The organism is Myxococcales bacterium, assembly GCA_016712525.1.
Classification (GTDB): domain Bacteria; phylum Myxococcota_A; class Polyangia; order Polyangiales; family Polyangiaceae; genus JAAFHV01.
This window is the reverse complement of the sequence record JADJQX010000001.1, coordinates 1066042-1081174: the sequence shown is the minus strand read 5'-3', so window position 1 is coordinate 1081174 and position 15133 is coordinate 1066042. Positions and strand designations below refer to the sequence as shown.

15 protein-coding genes are annotated in these 15133 nt (G+C 71.5%); 9 read left to right on the top strand and 6 right to left on the bottom strand.

What is annotated here, in order from left to right; all coding sequences use genetic code 11:
• The first annotated feature begins 148 nt into the window (after window positions 1-148).
• From IPK71_04640 to IPK71_04630, 3 genes are all read left to right on the top strand, one after another.
• A complete protein-coding gene (locus IPK71_04640; protein MBK8213017.1) occupies window positions 149-547 on the top strand; it encodes a BlaI/MecI/CopY family transcriptional regulator in 399 nt (132 codons plus the stop codon).
• A complete protein-coding gene (locus IPK71_04635; protein MBK8213016.1) occupies window positions 544-1563 on the top strand; it encodes a M56 family metallopeptidase in 1020 nt (339 codons plus the stop codon). The genes IPK71_04640 and IPK71_04635 overlap by 4 nt, the downstream gene beginning before the upstream one ends.
• Before the next feature lie 70 nt (window positions 1564-1633).
• Window positions 1634-2053, top strand: a complete 420-nt coding sequence (locus IPK71_04630) for a hypothetical protein (GenBank protein ID MBK8213015.1) — start codon at window positions 1634-1636, stop codon at window positions 2051-2053.
• Window positions 2054-2217: 164 nt separating this feature from the next.
• On the opposite strand, the gene IPK71_04625 is transcribed toward IPK71_04630, so the two are convergent.
• Window positions 2218-3558, bottom strand: coding sequence for a HAMP domain-containing histidine kinase (locus IPK71_04625; GenBank protein MBK8213014.1), 1341 nt, complete (start codon window positions 3556-3558; stop codon window positions 2218-2220).
• A complete protein-coding gene (locus tag IPK71_04620) occupies window positions 3545-4195 on the bottom strand; it encodes a response regulator transcription factor (GenBank protein ID MBK8213013.1) in 651 nt (216 codons plus the stop codon). The genes IPK71_04625 and IPK71_04620 overlap by 14 nt, the downstream gene beginning before the upstream one ends.
• Window positions 4196-4416: 221 nt before the next feature.
• Between IPK71_04620 and IPK71_04615 the strand changes: the two genes are divergently transcribed.
• The 3 genes from IPK71_04615 to IPK71_04605 are packed head-to-tail and all read left to right on the top strand — an operon-like array spanning window position 4417 to window position 9931.
• Window positions 4417-5670, top strand: a complete 1254-nt coding sequence (locus tag IPK71_04615; protein ID MBK8213012.1) for a TolC family protein — start codon at window positions 4417-4419, stop codon at window positions 5668-5670.
• On the top strand, window positions 5667-6836 hold the full coding sequence (locus IPK71_04610) for an efflux RND transporter periplasmic adaptor subunit (protein MBK8213011.1): 1170 nt from the start codon (window positions 5667-5669) through the stop codon (window positions 6834-6836). The genes IPK71_04615 and IPK71_04610 overlap by 4 nt, the downstream gene beginning before the upstream one ends.
• A complete protein-coding gene (locus IPK71_04605; GenBank protein MBK8213010.1) occupies window positions 6833-9931 on the top strand; it encodes an efflux RND transporter permease subunit in 3099 nt (1032 codons plus the stop codon). The genes IPK71_04610 and IPK71_04605 overlap by 4 nt, the downstream gene beginning before the upstream one ends.
• 30 nt (window positions 9932-9961) lie before the next feature.
• On the opposite strand, the gene IPK71_04600 is transcribed toward IPK71_04605, so the two are convergent.
• From IPK71_04600 to IPK71_04590, 3 genes are all read right to left on the bottom strand, one after another.
• On the bottom strand, window positions 9962-10723 hold the full coding sequence (locus IPK71_04600) for a hypothetical protein (GenBank protein ID MBK8213009.1): 762 nt from the start codon (window positions 10721-10723) through the stop codon (window positions 9962-9964).
• Between the two features lie 125 nt (window positions 10724-10848).
• Window positions 10849-11259: a hypothetical protein gene (locus IPK71_04595; GenBank protein MBK8213008.1), complete on the bottom strand. Its 411-nt coding sequence runs from the start codon at window positions 11257-11259 to the stop codon at window positions 10849-10851.
• Window positions 11260-11323: 64 nt separating this feature from the next.
• Entirely contained in the window at window positions 11324-11710 is a 387-nt protein-coding gene (locus IPK71_04590; GenBank protein MBK8213007.1) for a hypothetical protein, read from the bottom strand.
• Between the two features lie 289 nt (window positions 11711-11999).
• Here IPK71_04590 and gstA point away from each other — a divergent pair, with 289 nt between their 5' ends.
• Entirely contained in the window at window positions 12000-12608 is a 609-nt protein-coding gene (gene gstA, locus IPK71_04585; GenBank protein ID MBK8213006.1) for a glutathione transferase GstA, read from the top strand.
• 64 nt (window positions 12609-12672) lie between these two features.
• Window positions 12673-13062 carry a hypothetical protein gene (locus IPK71_04580; GenBank protein ID MBK8213005.1) on the top strand — a complete coding sequence of 130 codons (390 nt, stop codon included), beginning with the start codon at window positions 12673-12675 and terminating at the stop codon, window positions 13060-13062.
• Here IPK71_04580 and IPK71_04575 read toward each other — a convergent pair.
• Window positions 13049-14068 carry a hypothetical protein gene (locus IPK71_04575; protein ID MBK8213004.1) on the bottom strand — a complete coding sequence of 340 codons (1020 nt, stop codon included), beginning with the start codon at window positions 14066-14068 and terminating at the stop codon, window positions 13049-13051. The two genes, IPK71_04580 and IPK71_04575, sit on opposite strands and share 14 nt — an antisense overlap.
• 242 nt (window positions 14069-14310) lie before the next feature.
• Between IPK71_04575 and IPK71_04570 the strand changes: the two genes are divergently transcribed.
• Window positions 14311-15129 (top strand): hypothetical protein, encoded by an 819-nt coding sequence (locus IPK71_04570; protein MBK8213003.1) that lies wholly within the window; start codon window positions 14311-14313, stop codon window positions 15127-15129.
• The last annotated feature ends 4 nt before the right edge of the window (window positions 15130-15133 follow it).

The following is a 15133-nucleotide window of genomic DNA, read 5'->3' as shown; positions in this document are numbered from 1 at the left end:
CCATGTTGTGACCGACGAAGGCTGGGCGGGTGGTCAGTGCTCGTGCGGCCGCGTGGAGAGGGCGGTGGGGAGCCCGGGGTCGCGCTCTCCGTGCCGAGGGTCAGAGGCCACGCTTGACGTTTACTATCGCCGTAGTAGATCGACGCCCATGCCGCCCGACGAGCACAACCTCGGCCCGCTCGAAGCTCGGGTGCTCGGGTTGCTCGTTTCCGACCGCGCGCTCGCCGTGCAAGACGTTCAGGCCGCCTTTGCCGACGAGGGACACACGCTCGCCTACACCACGGTCATGACGGTGCTCGGCCGTTTGCACGAGAAGGGGCTCGTCGCGCGGGAACGAGAGGGGCGGCGGTACCTCTATCGCGCCGGGACCCGCGCTCCCACCGTCTCGCGCGGGCTCGTCGCGACGTTGAAGCGCGCTCTGTTTCCGAACGATCCACGCGGCCCGCTCCTCGCCCTCCTCGACGACGACGCGCTGTCCGAGGCCGACTTGCGCGCCCTCCGCGCCAAGATCGACGCGCGCCTCCGCGACAAGAAGGAGAGCTCGTGACTCCCGCGGCCGTCTTGCTCGGTCGTCTCCTCTCCGGGGTCGGCGCATTCCTCTTCGCCTTGGCGCTCGGTGGCATCGTGTCGCGCATGCTCCCGCGTCGCCGGGGTCGGGCGCGTCCCCGCCTCGTGCTCGCCGTGGTGCCGTTCGTCGTGCTCGTGGCGGCCACGCTGCGTGGACCCTCGGGTGAGCCTGGTGCCGCGTCGCCGCGTGGAGCGTTGCGGCTCGGGGCGGGTGTGACGTCGCTCGGACCCTTCGTGCACGCCACGGTGACGGCCCCGTCTCGCGTCGCGCAAGCGGCCGACGGTACCGGTGGGATCGTGGCGGGTGTCCTCTCCGACAGGCTCGGGCCCGCGTCTCCGTGGGCACTCGTCGCCCTGCTCGTGGCGATCTCCTCGGGCTCGCTCGTGCGCCGAGGGTTGGCGCTCCTGCGCGCGCGCCGCGTGGTCGAGCTCGCGCGCGCCGAGGCGACGTCGACCTTCGGGATCGGGCAGTCGCCGACGGTGGAGATCGTCGTCACGCCCGCGGTCGTCGGGTCCCCGTTCGTCGCGGGGCCGGGCGCCTCGCGCATCATCGTCCCTGCGGCGGCGTGGCGCGCGCTCTCCCCCGACGAACGCGAGGCCGTCTTGCTCCACGAGGTCGCGCATCTCCGCGGTCGGCATCCTTGGCTCGCGGTCGGCGTCAGCGCCGTCGCGGGCCTTTTCGCGTTCGTCCCGCTCGTGTCCCGCGCCGAGCGCGCCCTCCGCGCGGCCATCGAGGACCGCGCCGACGAAGCCGCGGTTTCGCACGGCGCGAGCCCTCTCGCCCTCGCCTCGGCCCTCGTCCGCGTCGCCGAGAGAGGCGGCCACGGGGAAGGGCTCGGCGCGCCGTACCTCGGGGTCGCGTCTGCCGGTCTCGAAGTGCGCGTCGCGGCGCTCCTCGATCCTGCCGCACCTCCCTCCGGTCGCCACGTCGCGGCGCGCTGGGCGCTCGTCCTCGGCGTCGCGCTCGTGGCGCTCCGCTCCGTCGTCTTCCCCTGATGCGGACCTTCGGGCCGCGCCGGGGCTTCCCGTCCTCGAACTACTACACGCATAGTAAAAGGAGTCTCCGATGTCCTCGTTCGTACGCCTCGTCTCGTTCGCCTTTGCCGCCGCTGTCCTCTCCGCGTGCGCCGCGAGCCCCCCGCCCGTGCGCGTCAGGGCCGCGGATCTTCGCGCCCTCGAAGGCCTCGACCTCCGCACCCTCGAGCGCCCCGTCGTCGTGGAGCTCGCGCCAGGCGACACGCTCCCGATCGACGTCGGGGTCGAAGGGGATCTCGTCCGGACGGCCGAGCCCACGGCACCCATCGTCGTCACGGTGCGCGAGCGGTTCTTCGTCGAGATCTCCAAGGGCGGGATTCGCACGAGCCGCGACGGCACGTTCCGCGACGCGGCGACCTCGCCGGGCTCGCTCGCGTTCGGTCTCGGTCTCTCGCGCGAGCGAGGGCTCCGTGCGTCGCTCTCCCTTCGTATGCCGGCGCACGCGCGGTAGCCTGGAGGACCCGAGGGGTCCGGTCCACGACATCGTTCCCCTGGATGACGTTCGAGTCGACCTCGTTCGAGCGCGTCGGCGCAGGCCGGAGGGTGCTCGGAGACCTCAGGCTCGAGGACGTCGAGGAGCTCGTCACTCCGACGGTCGATCCGGTTGCGAGGGGCTCACGCGCGCGACGCGGGGAGGCGCACCCGAAAGGTCGCGCCGCTCTGCTCCGGGACCCTCGAGACCTCTCCCCCATGGGCCTTCGCGATGCGCGACACGATGCCGAGGCCCAGGCCGTGCCCGGGGGTGCCGCGGGCGCGTGCGTCGCTCCCGCGCACGAAGGGGCGGAAGAGCTGATCGTCGAGCTCCGTCGCGAGCCCCGGGCCCTCGTCGGCGACCTCGAGCACCACGACGTCGCCGTCGGGTCGGACCGTGAGCCTCACCTCGTGCTCCGAGAATTTCAGCGCATTGTCGACGAGGTTCTCGACGAGCGCGCCGAGGAGCACGTCATCCCCGTGGACGCGGACGTCTCCCTCGCCTCGAACGACGACTCGCTCCTTCGCCCCGTGCGGGAGCGAGTCGACGACCCGGAAGGCGAGGTCGCGTAGGTCGAGGTCGCCCTTCGGCTCACCCTGCTCCGAGAGGGGCTCGATCTCGGCCAAAAAAAGCAGGCGCTCGACGAGCCTCGTCATGTCATGGGTGCGGCGCTGGAGCCGCTCTACGGCCTCACGCGCCTCTTGCGGGAGCTCCTCCTCGGCTAGGAGATCGAGCTCGGCCGAGAGCGTCGTGAGCGGCGTGCGAAGCTCGTGAGCGGCCTCGGCCGAGAAGCCCCGAGCGGCGTCGAGCGCCTCGCCGAGCCTCGAGAGCAGCCCCCCCAAGGCGACCCGCAGCTCGCGCACCTCGGCGATGCGATCGTCGCCTCCGAGCTTCGCGTCGCGCGGCTCTCGGGCGCGGATAGTCTCGAGCGAGGTCCGGAGCGAGGTCAGCGGCGCCAAGGCCCAGAGCGCCGCGCGACGTGCGACGAGCCTCCCTACGAGCGCGGCGAGCAGAGTCGCGGTGACGAGGCCGAGCACCGTCCCCGAGAGGGGCGTCTCCCGGCGTCGCGACCCGACCGTCACCGAGAGCCCCGCCTCGTCGACCCGGCACGCGTGGAGCGTCGTGCCTGCGCGCGTGTCCGACGCGCATGCTCCAGGCGCGACGAACGCGAGCTGCGGATCGCCCGCCACCGTGACCCCGCGGGCCGTGACGAGGAGCGCGATCTGTCCTGCGCCGAGCTCCTCGACCTCCTCGCGCACCTCGTCGTCGAGGGCATCGGGGGCTCGGTCGTTTCGTGTCGCGGTCTCGATCTCGTGGAGCGATCCGCGCGCGGCGTCGCGGAGCCGCGCCTCTTCGGCCCGCGTGACGAGCCCGTCGGCCACGACGAGCGCGGACGACGCCGAGACGAGCGCGACGACGCCGGCCACGAGTGCGGTGACCCACGCCACGCGATCGACGAGCGAGCCTCGCTCAGTCGATGACATACCCCTCGCCTCGCACCGTGCGCACCGCGCTCCCACCGAGCTTCTTCCGGATACGGGCGACGAGCACCTCGAGGCTCCCTTCGGCGCCCTCTGCTCCGTTCCAGACGCCGTCCACGAGATCTCCGCGTGGCACGAGGCGGCCACGTCGGGCGACGAGGAAGGCCAGGATCTCCCACTCCTTCGCCGTGAGTGGCACCTCGACGTCCGCGATCGTCGCGCGTCTCCCCACGAGATCGACTTCGGCGTCACCGACTCGCGTTCCCGAGGCGCGTGTCTCGGGCGCGCGCCGCCCGAGGGCCCTCACGCGAGCGCGGAGCTCGGCCACCGCGAACGGCTTCGGGAGATAGTCGTCGGCGCCGGCGTCGAGGCCCCGAACGCGCATGGAGACCTGCGCCTGCGCGGTGAGCACGAGGATGGGCACGGCAATGCCTCGCGCGCGCAACGCTGCGCAGAAGGAGAGCCCGTCGCCGTCGGGCAGGCCGATGTCGACGACCAGGCAGGCGAAGACCTCCGAATCGAGCCGCGCCTCCGCCTCGGTGATCGACCGCGCGAGCACGACGTCGTGCCCGTCCTTTGCCAGCGCACGGCCCACGAGCTCCGCCACCTCGGCATGATCCTCGACGACGAGCACCCGCACACCCTGCCCATAGCACGTGCCCGCCGACCCGCGAGGAGCCCCGTTCGGCTTCCGTTCAGCTTCGAGGGGCCGTTCGGGATCCGTTCGGGAAGATGGGCTCCCCTGTCCGGGTGGAAGGCGCGCGACGACTCGCCCTAGGCCTCGTCGGGGGACTCTCCCTCTTATGTGGTGAGGGGTGCGCAGGCTCGTCTCCGTACGACCGGAGGTGGGTCGACGGCTCGGTGGAGCGGGTTGCGGGCGCGCGCCCGCGCGAGGTCTCGCTGACGAACGACGCGAAGGACATCGCGCCCTCGTTGCCGCCGGGTGTGGCGTCCCTCGACGGGCTGAGCGAGGGGGACGCGGTCGCGGCGGCCCTCTGGAACAACGCGCAGCTCCGCGCCGATCTCGCGCAGCTCGGGCTCGCGCGGGCGGACCTTGCCGACGCGAACGCGCTCCCGAACCCGAACCTCGCGTTTCTCTTCCCCATCGGCCCAAGGCAGCTCGAGCTCTCGTTGCTCGCCCCGGTGGGCACGCTCGTGCAGAGGCCTTGGCGGATCGCCTCGGCGAAGCTCGACGTCGAGCGTATGGCGCGAGCGCTCGTGCAGAGCGGGCTCGACCTGGTGCGAGACGTGCGGATCACGTTCGCCGAGGCGGAGGCCGCGGCTCGCCGAGAGGTGCTCCGCGCCGAAGCTCGCGCGCTCGCCGCCAAGAGCGCCTCCATCGCGGCGACGCGTCACGCGAGCGGTGACGCGAGCCGGCTCGAGGCCGACCTCGCGCGGGCCGATGCCCTCGCTGCCGATGATCTCGCCGCGCGCGCGAAGGTGGAGCGCACCATCGCGGAGAGTCGCCTCCGCCTGCTCGTCGGGCTCGCCGAGAGCCCGCTCGGAGAGCGCCTCCGCATCGTGCCGAGGGAGCGCGTCCGGGAAGCGGCGATCGACGCGGCGAGGGCCGAGCGCGTCGCGCTCGCGTCGCGTCCCGACCTGCGCGCGGCGGAGCTCCTCGTCGAGGCGAGCCTCGAACGCTCGGGGCTCGAGAAAGCCAAAATCGTTCAAGTTTTCGGGAGGTTGGACGCGAAGCCGGTCGGCGCACGCGGCGGGGATCCCGTGCTCCTCGTGCCGGGGCTCGCGGCGGACATTCCGATCTTCTCGCAAAACCCCGGAGGGCGCGCGCGTGCGCAGGCCGACATCGAGCGCGCCATCCTGGCGTATGTCGCGAAGCGCCACGAGGTGGTGACCGACGTGCGTGTCGCCGCCCGAGAGCTCGAGGTCGCCGACGGCTCGCTCCGCCCCTGGAGAGAGACGATCGTGCCGCTGCAGGAGACGAACGTCGCGGTCGCGCAGGCTGCGTACGCCGCCGGCGCCGAGGCGTACATCATCGTCCTCGAGGCGACGCGACGCCTCGTGGACGCCCGGCTTCGCGCCGTGGAGCTCGAGCTCGATCGCTGCCGCGCGCGCGCACGCCTCGACCGCGCGGTCGGCTGGAGGATCCGAGAATGAACGGCTTCGTGCGTCGTGGGCTCGTCGTGGGGATGGCGGTGCTGCTCGGTTGCGGCGCCAAGGACGCCAAAAAGGGCTCCCAAGCGCCGGCGGAGGTCTCGTGCAAAGCGACCGACGCCGAGCGCGCGCGCGTCACGCTGACCCAAGAAGCCGCGACGCGTGTCGGGCTCGCGACGAGCGAGGTCCGACCCCATACGGCGCCGCGCCTGCGCACGTTGGGTGGTGAGGTCGTGCCCTCGACAGGGCGGGCGATCGTCGTGGCGGCGCCCCTCTCGGGCCGCGTCGATGCGAAGTCGCTCGTGGCCGGCAGGCGCGTCACGCGGGGAGAGACCCTCGCCATGCTCGTCCCTACGGCGCCCGTCGATCGGGACGTACGCGCCGCGGCCGAGCGCACCGTCGCGACCGCCGAGGCGCGCCTCGTCGCGATGGAGGCGCGGCTCGAGCGCGCCGACAAGCTCGTTCGCGAGGGGGCCGCGGCGGCCCGAACGGCCGAGGAGGCCCGCGTCGACAGGGACACGGCGCGTGCCGAGGTGGCGGCGGCGAAGGCCCGCGCGCAAATCCTCCATGACTCGCCGCTCGACTCGGACGTCGCGATCCCCCTGCGGGCCCCCGAGGACGGCGTGATCCGCGCCGTGAGCGTGCCACCGGCCGGCCTCGTGCCCGCCGGCGCGACGGTCCTCGAGCTCGTCGGCACCTCGGCCCTTTGGGTGCGAGTGAGCCTCTTTTCGACGGATCTTCGCCGCGTCTCGGAGACCGCCGAAGCTCGGGTTCGGCCGCTCGGCGCAGAGCCCTCGGGCACGGACGTACCGGCGTCACGCCTCTACGGACCGCTCACCGCCGACGCCGCGACGGGCTCGGTCGACCTCTACTACGCGCTGCCTGCGACGGCGTCGTTTCGCCCAGGAGAGCGGGTCGCGATCGCGCTCGTCACGGGCAGTCCGGTGGCAGCCACGGCCGTCCCGATCTCGGCGCTCGTGACCGATTTTGGCGGAGAGCGGTGGGTGTACGCGGAAGTGGGCCCTCGGGCCTTCGAGCGCCGCCGCGTCGAGGTCGATCGCGTCGAGGGGGACGTCGCGGTCCTCGCTCGCGGACCCGCGGTCGGCACGAAGGTCGCGACGACGGGGAGCTCCGAGCTCTTCGGGGCCGAGACGGGGACCGGCAAATGATCCGCGCGCTCGTCGCGCGGTGCCTGCGCCTCCGGGTGCTCGTGATCGCTCTCTCGGTCGTCCTCCTCGTCCTGGGAGCGAGGACCGCGTCGAACGCGCGCATCGACGTCTTCCCCGAGTTCGCGCCGCCCAAGGTCGAGATCCAGACGGAGGCACCGGGCCTATCGGCGCTCGAGGTCGAGAAGCTCGTGACGATGCCGCTCGAGCGTGGCCTCGCGGGGGTGCCCTTCGTGACGGCGATGCGATCGAAGTCGGTGCTCGGCCTCTCGTCGGTCACGCTCCTCTTCGAGAGCGACGTCGATCCGTTTCGTGCGCGTCAGCTCGTGCAGGAGCGCGTCGCCGCGCAAGCGAGCTCGCTCCCGGCCCTCGCGAAGCCGCCGGTGATGCTCTCTCCGCTCTCGTCGACGAGCCGCGTCATGAAGATCGGTATCGGCTCGAAGACCGCATCCATCCTCGAGCTCTCGGACCTCGTGAGGTTCACCGTGCGCCCGCGCCTCATGGCCGTGCCGGGCGTCGCGAACGTCGCCGTGTGGGGCGAGCGCCCCCGCGAGCTCGAGGTGCGCGTCGACCCCGAGAAGCTCGAAACCTTCGGCGTGCGGCTCGACGACGTCGTCACCGCCGCGCGTGAGGCGACGACCCCCGCGTCGCTCGGGTACGTCGACACCAAAAACCAACGCCTCGCCGTGACCGAGGCGCCGTTCGGCACGACCCGCGAGGGCCTCGCCGCTGCGCTCGTCGCGAGCCGGCCCGGCGGGGCCACGGTGAGGCTCGGGGACGTCGCTCAGGTCTCGGACGGGGCACCCCCTCCGATCGGCGCGGGCGCCGTGACCGGCGGAGATGGGCTCCTCCTCATCGTCGAGAAGCAACCGTGGGGAAACACCGTCGAGGTCACGCGCGGGGTCGAGTCTGCGCTCGAGGCGCTTCGGCCCGCGATGCCCGGCGTCGAGATCGACTCGAAGATCTTCCGCCCCGCGACCTTCGTGGAGCGCGCCTTCGCGAGCCTCGGGAGCGCGGTCACCATCGGCTGCGTGCTCGTCGTCGTGGTGCTCTTCGCTTTCCTCTACGACGTCCGTACCGCGTTCATCTCGGTCACGGCGATCCCGCTCTCGCTCGTCGCTGCGGCCGCCGTGCTCGCTCTGCGCGGCCAGGCGCTCGACACCATGAGCCTCACGGGCCTCGTCGTCGCGCTCGGTGAGGTGGTCGACGACGCCATCGTCGACGTCGAGAACATCGAGCGGCGACTCGCTCGGAACGCCTCGTCTGCCGCGCCGCGCCCACGGTTCGACGTGGTCGTCGACGCGAGCGTCGAGGTGCGTGGCGCCGTCGTGTACGCGACGGCGATCGTGGTCCTCGTGTTCGTGCCCGTGTACTTCCTCGACGGCCTCGCGGGCGCATTTTTCCGCCCTCTGGCCGTCTCCTACGTGCTCGCCGTCGCCGCGTCGCTGCTCGTCGCCCTCGTACTCACACCCACTCTCTCGTACGTGCTCCTCCGTCACGACGCGACGGCGGTGGGGCATCGGGGGCCGCTCGCTCGCGTCGTCGCGCGCGCCTACGCGCCCGTGGTCGAGCGTATCGTCTCCAGGTGGCGGGCGGCCATCGCGGTCATGGCCGTGGCGTTCGTCGCCGCCGCCGCCGTGGTCCCCGCTCTGGGCGAAGGGTTCTTGCCCCGCTTCCAAGAGACCGACGTGCTCATGCACTGGGTAGGGAGGCCCGGGACGTCGGTGGAGGAGATGCAACGCCTCACGGAGAGCGTACGCAAGGAGCTGCTCGCCGTCCCCGGGGTCCGCCATTTCGGCGCGCACATCGGGCGCGCCGAGGTCGCCGACGAAGTCGTGGGGCCGAACTTCGCCGAGCTTTGGGTGAGCCTCGACCCGAGCGTCGATCGCACCGCGACGCTCGCCGCGATCGACGCCATCGTGCACGGGTATCCGGGGCTCTACCGGGACGTCCAAACGTACCTCGAAGAGCGCATGAAGGAGGTGCTCACGGGGGGCAGCGGCGCACTCACCATCCGCGTCTTCGGGCCGGATCTCGCCGTGCTCCGCTCGAAGGCCGAGGAGGTCCGCGCCGCCGTCGGCGCGGTGCCTGGCGCGAGCTCCGTGAAGGTCGAGCCGCAGGTGCTCTTGCCCGAGGTGGTGCTCACGCTCGATCCGGAGCGCCTCGAGAGAGCGGGCCTCACCGCGGGTGAGGTGCGGCGCACGTTCTCGACCTATATGCAGGGTGCACGTGTCGGCGAGGTCGTGCGCGACGATCGAACGGTGGCCGTCGTGGTCCGCGGGGAGCCGGCGCTGCGCGCCGATGTGACCACCCTCCGTGAGCTCCGCGTTCCCCTCGCGCGTGTCTCCGGGGCTCCCGGTCCCACGGTGCGCCTCGCGGATCTCGGGACGGTCGAGGTGCGACCCTCGCCCAACGTCGTGCTGCGTGACGGGGGATCGAGGCGTATCGACGTGACGTGCGACGCCTCCGGGCGCGACCTCGGTGGCGTGGCGCGCGACGTACGCGAAGTGGTCGCGAAGATCGCCTTCCCCGAGGGCCACCACGCCGAGGTGCTCGGTCAGCACGAAGCACGCGAGAAGGCTCGCCGAGGAATGGTGGCGCTGTCGGTGCTCTCGCTCGTCGGGATCGCGCTCGTCCTCTATGCCGACTTTCGATCGACCCGCCTCGTCTTGTTCGTGATGGGCACTCTCCCGTTCGCGCTCGTCGGAGGGATCGCGGGCGTGCTCGCGACCGGGGGTGTCGTGTCGTTGGGATCGCTCGTCGGTCTCGTCACGGTCCTCGGCATCGCCGCGCGAAATGGCATCTTGCTGGTTGGCCATTTCCGCCACCTCGAGCGCGAGGAGGGGGTCGCCTTCGGGCGAGAGCTCGTCGTACGCGGCGCGAGGGAACGGGTCGTCCCCGTGGTGATGACCGCGCTCACTACGGCGCTCGCCCTCGTCCCGCTGGTCGTCGTGGGCGAAAAGCCGGGAAACGAGATCGAGCGGCCCATGGCCGTCGTCATCCTCGGCGGGCTCGTGAGCTCGACCTTGCTCTGCCTCACCCTCGTTCCGGCCCTCTATCTCCGCTTCGGCGCGTCGCCGACCCGCGAGAGGGACTGAGGCCTCGGTGGCTCCTTCGTGACGGGGCCGTCAGCGCGCTCTCACGAGTCGCTCTCGCGCTTGACGGATGGCCTGCTCTCGAACGTCGGACGCGAGCGTGCTCTCGAGGCTGGTCGACGCCTCGATCTTTCGGAGCTTCGTCGAGCCTACGACGTCCACGTCGGCGGCACACACGATCTCCCGGGACCTGCGATCCCACACATAGAAGTGGCCTCGGAGCCTCCCCGGCACGAAGGACGTGGGGCCCGAGATTTTGGCCGGGGTCTCGTCGTCGATCACGAGCGCGTAGTCGGCGCCGCGCGCGCTCGGGTCGAGGTACGCCTTCGCCGTGTCGGGGGTCGTCGTTCGGCGAGGCCAGGGGCCGGGTTTCGTCGCGACCTCGTCGGCATACGCGATCCCGAGGTCCTCGAGGGCGATGCGGTCGTCGGCCGTCTCGGCTCGTCGGCCGCCGTCGGTCGTCCCGAGTCGCGGTACGTCGTAGTGGCCGGGCGAAGGCGCGAGCGCCGGGTCGTCTTGCCCGGCCAACGTGTGCACTCCGATGGGACAATTTCCGAGCTCGGGTCGAGGCGTGACGTTCGACTTGGCCCCCGCGAGCGCCGCGCGACGGGCCTCGTCGTCGTCGAGGATCGTGCGGGTCACCTTCGCGAGGTCTTCGGGCGAGAGCTGTGGCGCGGCCCTCGGGCGGGAGTCGCACCGGCGCATCTCGCGGACGAGAAAGAGCACGCCGACGATGACCGGGATCGAGAGGAGCCGCACGAAGAGCCGCAAGAGAAGGGGACGCGGGGAACGCACGCGCGAAGCCTACGCCGGGCGACACGCCGCCGACGAGACCCCTCGAAGACGCATCCCCACGCTATCGATCGCGCGCCGCGATCCGGATCCCGGCGATCACCCATGCGATCGGCGCGATCGCAGGCTCACGCGCCGCGCCTGCCCGTGAGCCGCGGCACCTCGAGGTCCCCGCTTCCGTCGTACCCGCCGGGGTCCGTCGGAGCGTCGTCGAGCCAGAAGGGCGGATCTCCGGGTTCCATGAGCGGATCTCCCGGTTCCTTCGGATACGCTGCCGTCTCCAGGTCCTCGTCGCGCGAGATGGGGCCCTCCCGGGTCCTCCATGCCCCGCTCCCGACGCTCACGGGGCGCTCTCCGGTCGACGTCTCGTTGTCGGCGAGCAGGGCCGCGTAACTGCCTGTCTTCGTGGCGGCCCACGCCTCGTAGTAGGGAGGGGGTGGGCGAGTGTCTCTGGCCCTCTCGAGCGCTTCGTCCAGCGCGTCCCGAATGTCCATCGGGACCGTCGGTTCGTCGTCGTCGGGGGAGGGGTGAGCGGCCATGGCGCCACGGGCAGCAAACCCCGTTCCATGGCCCGAGCTTTCGGCTGCGAGGGGCTCTCTCGTGTCAGCAGCTCGTGCGTTTCATCCTGCACGACGAGGTGCACGTCTGTTTGACCTGCGACGAGCACATGGAATACCCGCACGGGACCACGACGGACAGCATGCCCCCGTAGAGCGTGACCGGGCATCCACCGCACTTGCACTCCACCTCCGCGTCCGGCGCCGCGTCTTTCCCAGCGTCGCGAGCTCCTCCGTCGGTCGCGTGGGCCAAGTCGTCGAAGCCGTCATCCTCGTCGGGCTCGAAGCTCGGCACGGGGCCGACCACCGGCATCCCGACCACGAGGGCAGGGGGGCGATCGTCCGACGAGCATGCCGCGACGAGCACGCCCGCGGCGATCGTGAGCACCATGAGCGTTGCGCGTCGGGTCTGTCGGAGCGAGACGTTCGGCAAGGGATTTTCCTACCAGGGAGCGTAGCGCGCCCGGCGGGCTCGAGCCCGTGCGACCAGCGGCCGTTCGCGGCGACCGAACCGGCCAGCGTAGCGCGACGTAACACACGGGCGTGCACCGACCCGAGGGGCATGAGACGCCTCTTGGGGAGCAGACCGCTCGCGGTCCTCCCATGAGAACGGTCTTTTCCGTGCCGAAATGAGCCCCAGCGCACGCTACGGTACGCCGCTCGTCGCTCGCGACGCGCTTCGTCCGCGACGCGCCCACCTCTCGAGAAAGGTCACCTCCTCCATGAAGCTTTACTACTCCCCTGGCGCTTGCTCGCTCTCCCCGCACATCGCGCTCCGCGAGGCGAACCTCCCGTTCGAGCTCGTCAAGGTCGACAGGGCCAAGAAGCTCCCGGACGGCAGCTCGTTCCTCGACAAGAACTCGAAGGGGTACGTCCCCTGCCTCGAGCTCGACGGCGGGGAGCTGCTCACCGAGGGCCCGGCGATCGTGCAGTTCGTCGCCGACAAGGTGCCCGAAGCGAAGCTCGCCCCGGCCAACGGTACGCTCGAGCGTGTGCGTCTCCAGGAGTGGCTCAACTACATCGGCACCGAAGTGCACAAATCGTTCACGCCGCTCTTCGCGCCGAACACACCGGACGACTACAAGCCCATCGCGCGCGAGAACGTGCTGAAGCGCCTCGGGTTCGCCGACGCCGCGCTCGCCAAGGGGCCCTACCTGCTCGGCGAGTCGTTCAGCGTGGCCGACATCTACCTCTTCGTCGTCGCCGGATGGGCCAAGTTCGTCGAGGTCGACATCTCGGGCCTCACGAACCTCGGTGCCTTCTTGGGCCGCGTCGCCCAGCGCCCGGCGGTCGTCGAGGCGCTCAAGGCCGAAGGTCTCCTCAAAGCCTGATGCCTCCGTCCACGGGTCGTGGCCGAGCCCTTTGCTCGGCCCGACCCGTGCGAAGATCGGCCGCATGACCTACCGGAGCTCCGCGTGTGCCTTCTGCGAGAACGTGGCGACGCTCTCGTGCCCACGGTGCGCCCAGCGCGTATGCGCGACGCACGGCCCCGAGCGACATGCCCACTGCGCAGAGTGCGAGCGAGAGCGCGTGTACTTGGTCGAGGTCGCCGAGACCGAAGAGATCCTCCGCAGCCCGGAGATCTTCGAGGGAAGCGGCTACCGCGGCGATCAGATCAGCACGTCGATCAACATCGCGCGGCTCCTCGCGAACGCCATCTCTCGCCCGTTCCGAAGGCGCCGCGCGCGCATTGAGGCCCTGCGCGAGTTCCAATCGCGGACCCCCGAGGCGATCGCGGCCTGGCGCGCGCAGGGCGCGTCAGCGGTCGGCGTTACTTCTTCGTGAGCGTGTACGTGCACCCGTAGCCCACCGCGTTGAACGTGCCGCCCGCGCCTTGCGCCTCGGAGAACCGGGTGTTCGCGAGCGCGAGCGCGCCGTCGAGGCTCGGAGTGCGGCACGAGAGCGGGGGAGTCTGCGCCCACGAGCGCCGCACGCTGAACTCTCCGACGCCCGACCGGGCGAAGGTGGTCAGGATGCTCCCGGACTGCGCGTAAGTTGCAGGCGGTGTGCACGTCGGCGTCGGGGTCGTGCCGACAGGGCCCGAGGGACAGCCTGGGATCCAGTAGTGATCTCGCGGCACCTGGGTGCCGCCGGGGCCAGGCGCCATGCGGCGCGCGTACGTCCCCACCAAGAGGGACGGATCGCCCTTGTCGCGGCGGAACGGGCACGTGAGCCCCGTGGCGTCGCATCGCGCGATCTCACCGGACCGCGTGCACGTGTCGCCCGCGACCGTGGTCGTACAGCCTTGCATGGCGCCCACGACGACCCGCAAGCCGCCGGCGCCGTCGGGCTCTTCGCGCACGACCGAATCGCAGGTGGTGGTCGCCGTGTACATGGAGCTTCGGCAGCAGCTCTGCGCGGTCCCCGTGCGGTTCACGGCCGTGATGGAGCAGACCGCCGTGACGGTGTAGGTCGCGCCGCTCTCTCCGGCGAGAAAGATGGGAGTCTGACCCGCGCCCGCGTCTCCGGCGTCCGTGGCCGCGTCCGCCCCGGTGTCCCCGCTCGCGTCGACCGATGCGTCGGTGTCGGCGTCCACGGCGGCGTCGGTGGCCCCGTCGCTCGCGTCCGTGTCGGTGGTTCCGTCGGCGAAGGCGTCTCGCGAAGCGTCGGTCGTTGGTTCGGCGGTGTCGGGCCTCGCGTCCTTCGGGGGCTCGGGCGTGGACGTGTCGGGGGAGTCGGCGTCGAGCCCGGCCTCCGCGGGCGGATCGACGGGATCGACGGTGCTGCACGCGAGGCCGAGGAGGCCGCCGGAGAGCAGCGCGGGGAGGATACGGCGAGCCAGCTTCGTCATGGGTGACCTCGAGGGGATGGGTGCCGCACGAGGTACGCCCCCCGCGTGCGTGTGTCGCGTCGAGTGTCGCACCCCTGGGAGGCGCAGGCTCTCACCTTCGGCGCCTCGCCCCCCCGACGGAGAGGTTCGGCGCCAAAAAAACGTGAACGATATCCATTGGATATGCGGTGCGGCGTCGTGTTGGAAAAATCGCACGCAACGGGTGGCCGAGGCCTGCCGACACACCGGGCACGGAGGACACCATGCCCAAACTCACCCCGACGTCCCCGCCTCGAAAGACCCGATCGAGGCACCCCTCGAGCACCTCGGTGCCCGTCCCTATCGATGTGCTGCTCGACGAGGCGCGCGCCGCGGCCGACGTCCTCGATGCCCACTCGGAGCCTTCACCCGGAGACGGAGACGCCCCTGGGCACCGCGGCCTCGCGTCGGTCGACCCGGAGCTCGGCCCCTCGCTCGCGGCGGAGCTGCGTCGGCTCGCGGGCGTCATCGAAGTTGGCAGTCGTCGCGCCGTCTTCAGGTTTTCGCCGGGCCTCGTGAGCCGCGCGCGTCGCGAGGTCGTCGCGGCGCTTCGCGTGATTCATGGCGCAAGGACACCGAGCCCGAGGTTCGCGCGAGAGGCCGCGGCGCTCCGCAAGGCACACCGCGCCGCGCGGTCGGCCGGCACCCTCCTCGAAGCGCTCGTCGCCCTCGAGACGTTCGCCCGTCGTACCCAGCGGCTCGAAGGGGTCGAAGCCCTCGGCGGCATCGACTCCGAAGCCATGAGCGCCGTGCGCGTCGCGCTCGCGCGTGAGGTCGAGGCGCGCGCGCGCCTGCTCGAAGAGCGAAGGTCGACCCCGGGTGCTCGCGCGACGACCCTCTCCCGTATCTGTGAGATCCTCCGCCGAGTCCGCGTGGCGGCGCCGATCGTATTCGTGAATCGCCCGGATCTCGCCCGCCGCGTCACCAGCACCTACCAGCGCCAGAGCCGCGCTCGCCGTCGCGCGCGGCAGAAGAGCGAGCCTCCCGCCCGCCCGTCCTTCCTCGCGGGCTACTTTCCCTCCCACGTGAAGCGCGCCTCGTAGCCTG

Bases quoted from the DNA above. Each gene is read 5' to 3' on its own strand.
- IPK71_04640 (MBK8213017.1), top strand. From the start codon at position 149: ATGCCGCCCGACGAGCACAACCTCGGCCCGCTCGAAGCTCGGGTGCTC.
- IPK71_04630 (MBK8213015.1), top strand. From the start codon at position 1,634: ATGTCCTCGTTCGTACGCCTCGTCTCGTTCGCCTTTGCCGCCGCTGTC.
- IPK71_04625 (MBK8213014.1), bottom strand. From the start codon at position 3,558: ATGTCATCGACTGAGCGAGGCTCGCTCGTCGATCGCGTGGCGTGGGTC.
- IPK71_04610 (MBK8213011.1), top strand. From the start codon at position 5,667: ATGAACGGCTTCGTGCGTCGTGGGCTCGTCGTGGGGATGGCGGTGCTG.
- IPK71_04605 (MBK8213010.1), top strand. From the start codon at position 6,833: ATGATCCGCGCGCTCGTCGCGCGGTGCCTGCGCCTCCGGGTGCTCGTG.
- IPK71_04595 (MBK8213008.1), bottom strand. From the start codon at position 11,259: ATGGCCGCTCACCCCTCCCCCGACGACGACGAACCGACGGTCCCGATG.
- gstA (MBK8213006.1), top strand. From the start codon at position 12,000: ATGAAGCTTTACTACTCCCCTGGCGCTTGCTCGCTCTCCCCGCACATC.
- IPK71_04580 (MBK8213005.1), top strand. From the start codon at position 12,673: ATGACCTACCGGAGCTCCGCGTGTGCCTTCTGCGAGAACGTGGCGACG.
- IPK71_04575 (MBK8213004.1), bottom strand. From the start codon at position 14,068: ATGACGAAGCTGGCTCGCCGTATCCTCCCCGCGCTGCTCTCCGGCGGC.
- IPK71_04570 (MBK8213003.1), top strand. From the start codon at position 14,311: ATGCCCAAACTCACCCCGACGTCCCCGCCTCGAAAGACCCGATCGAGG.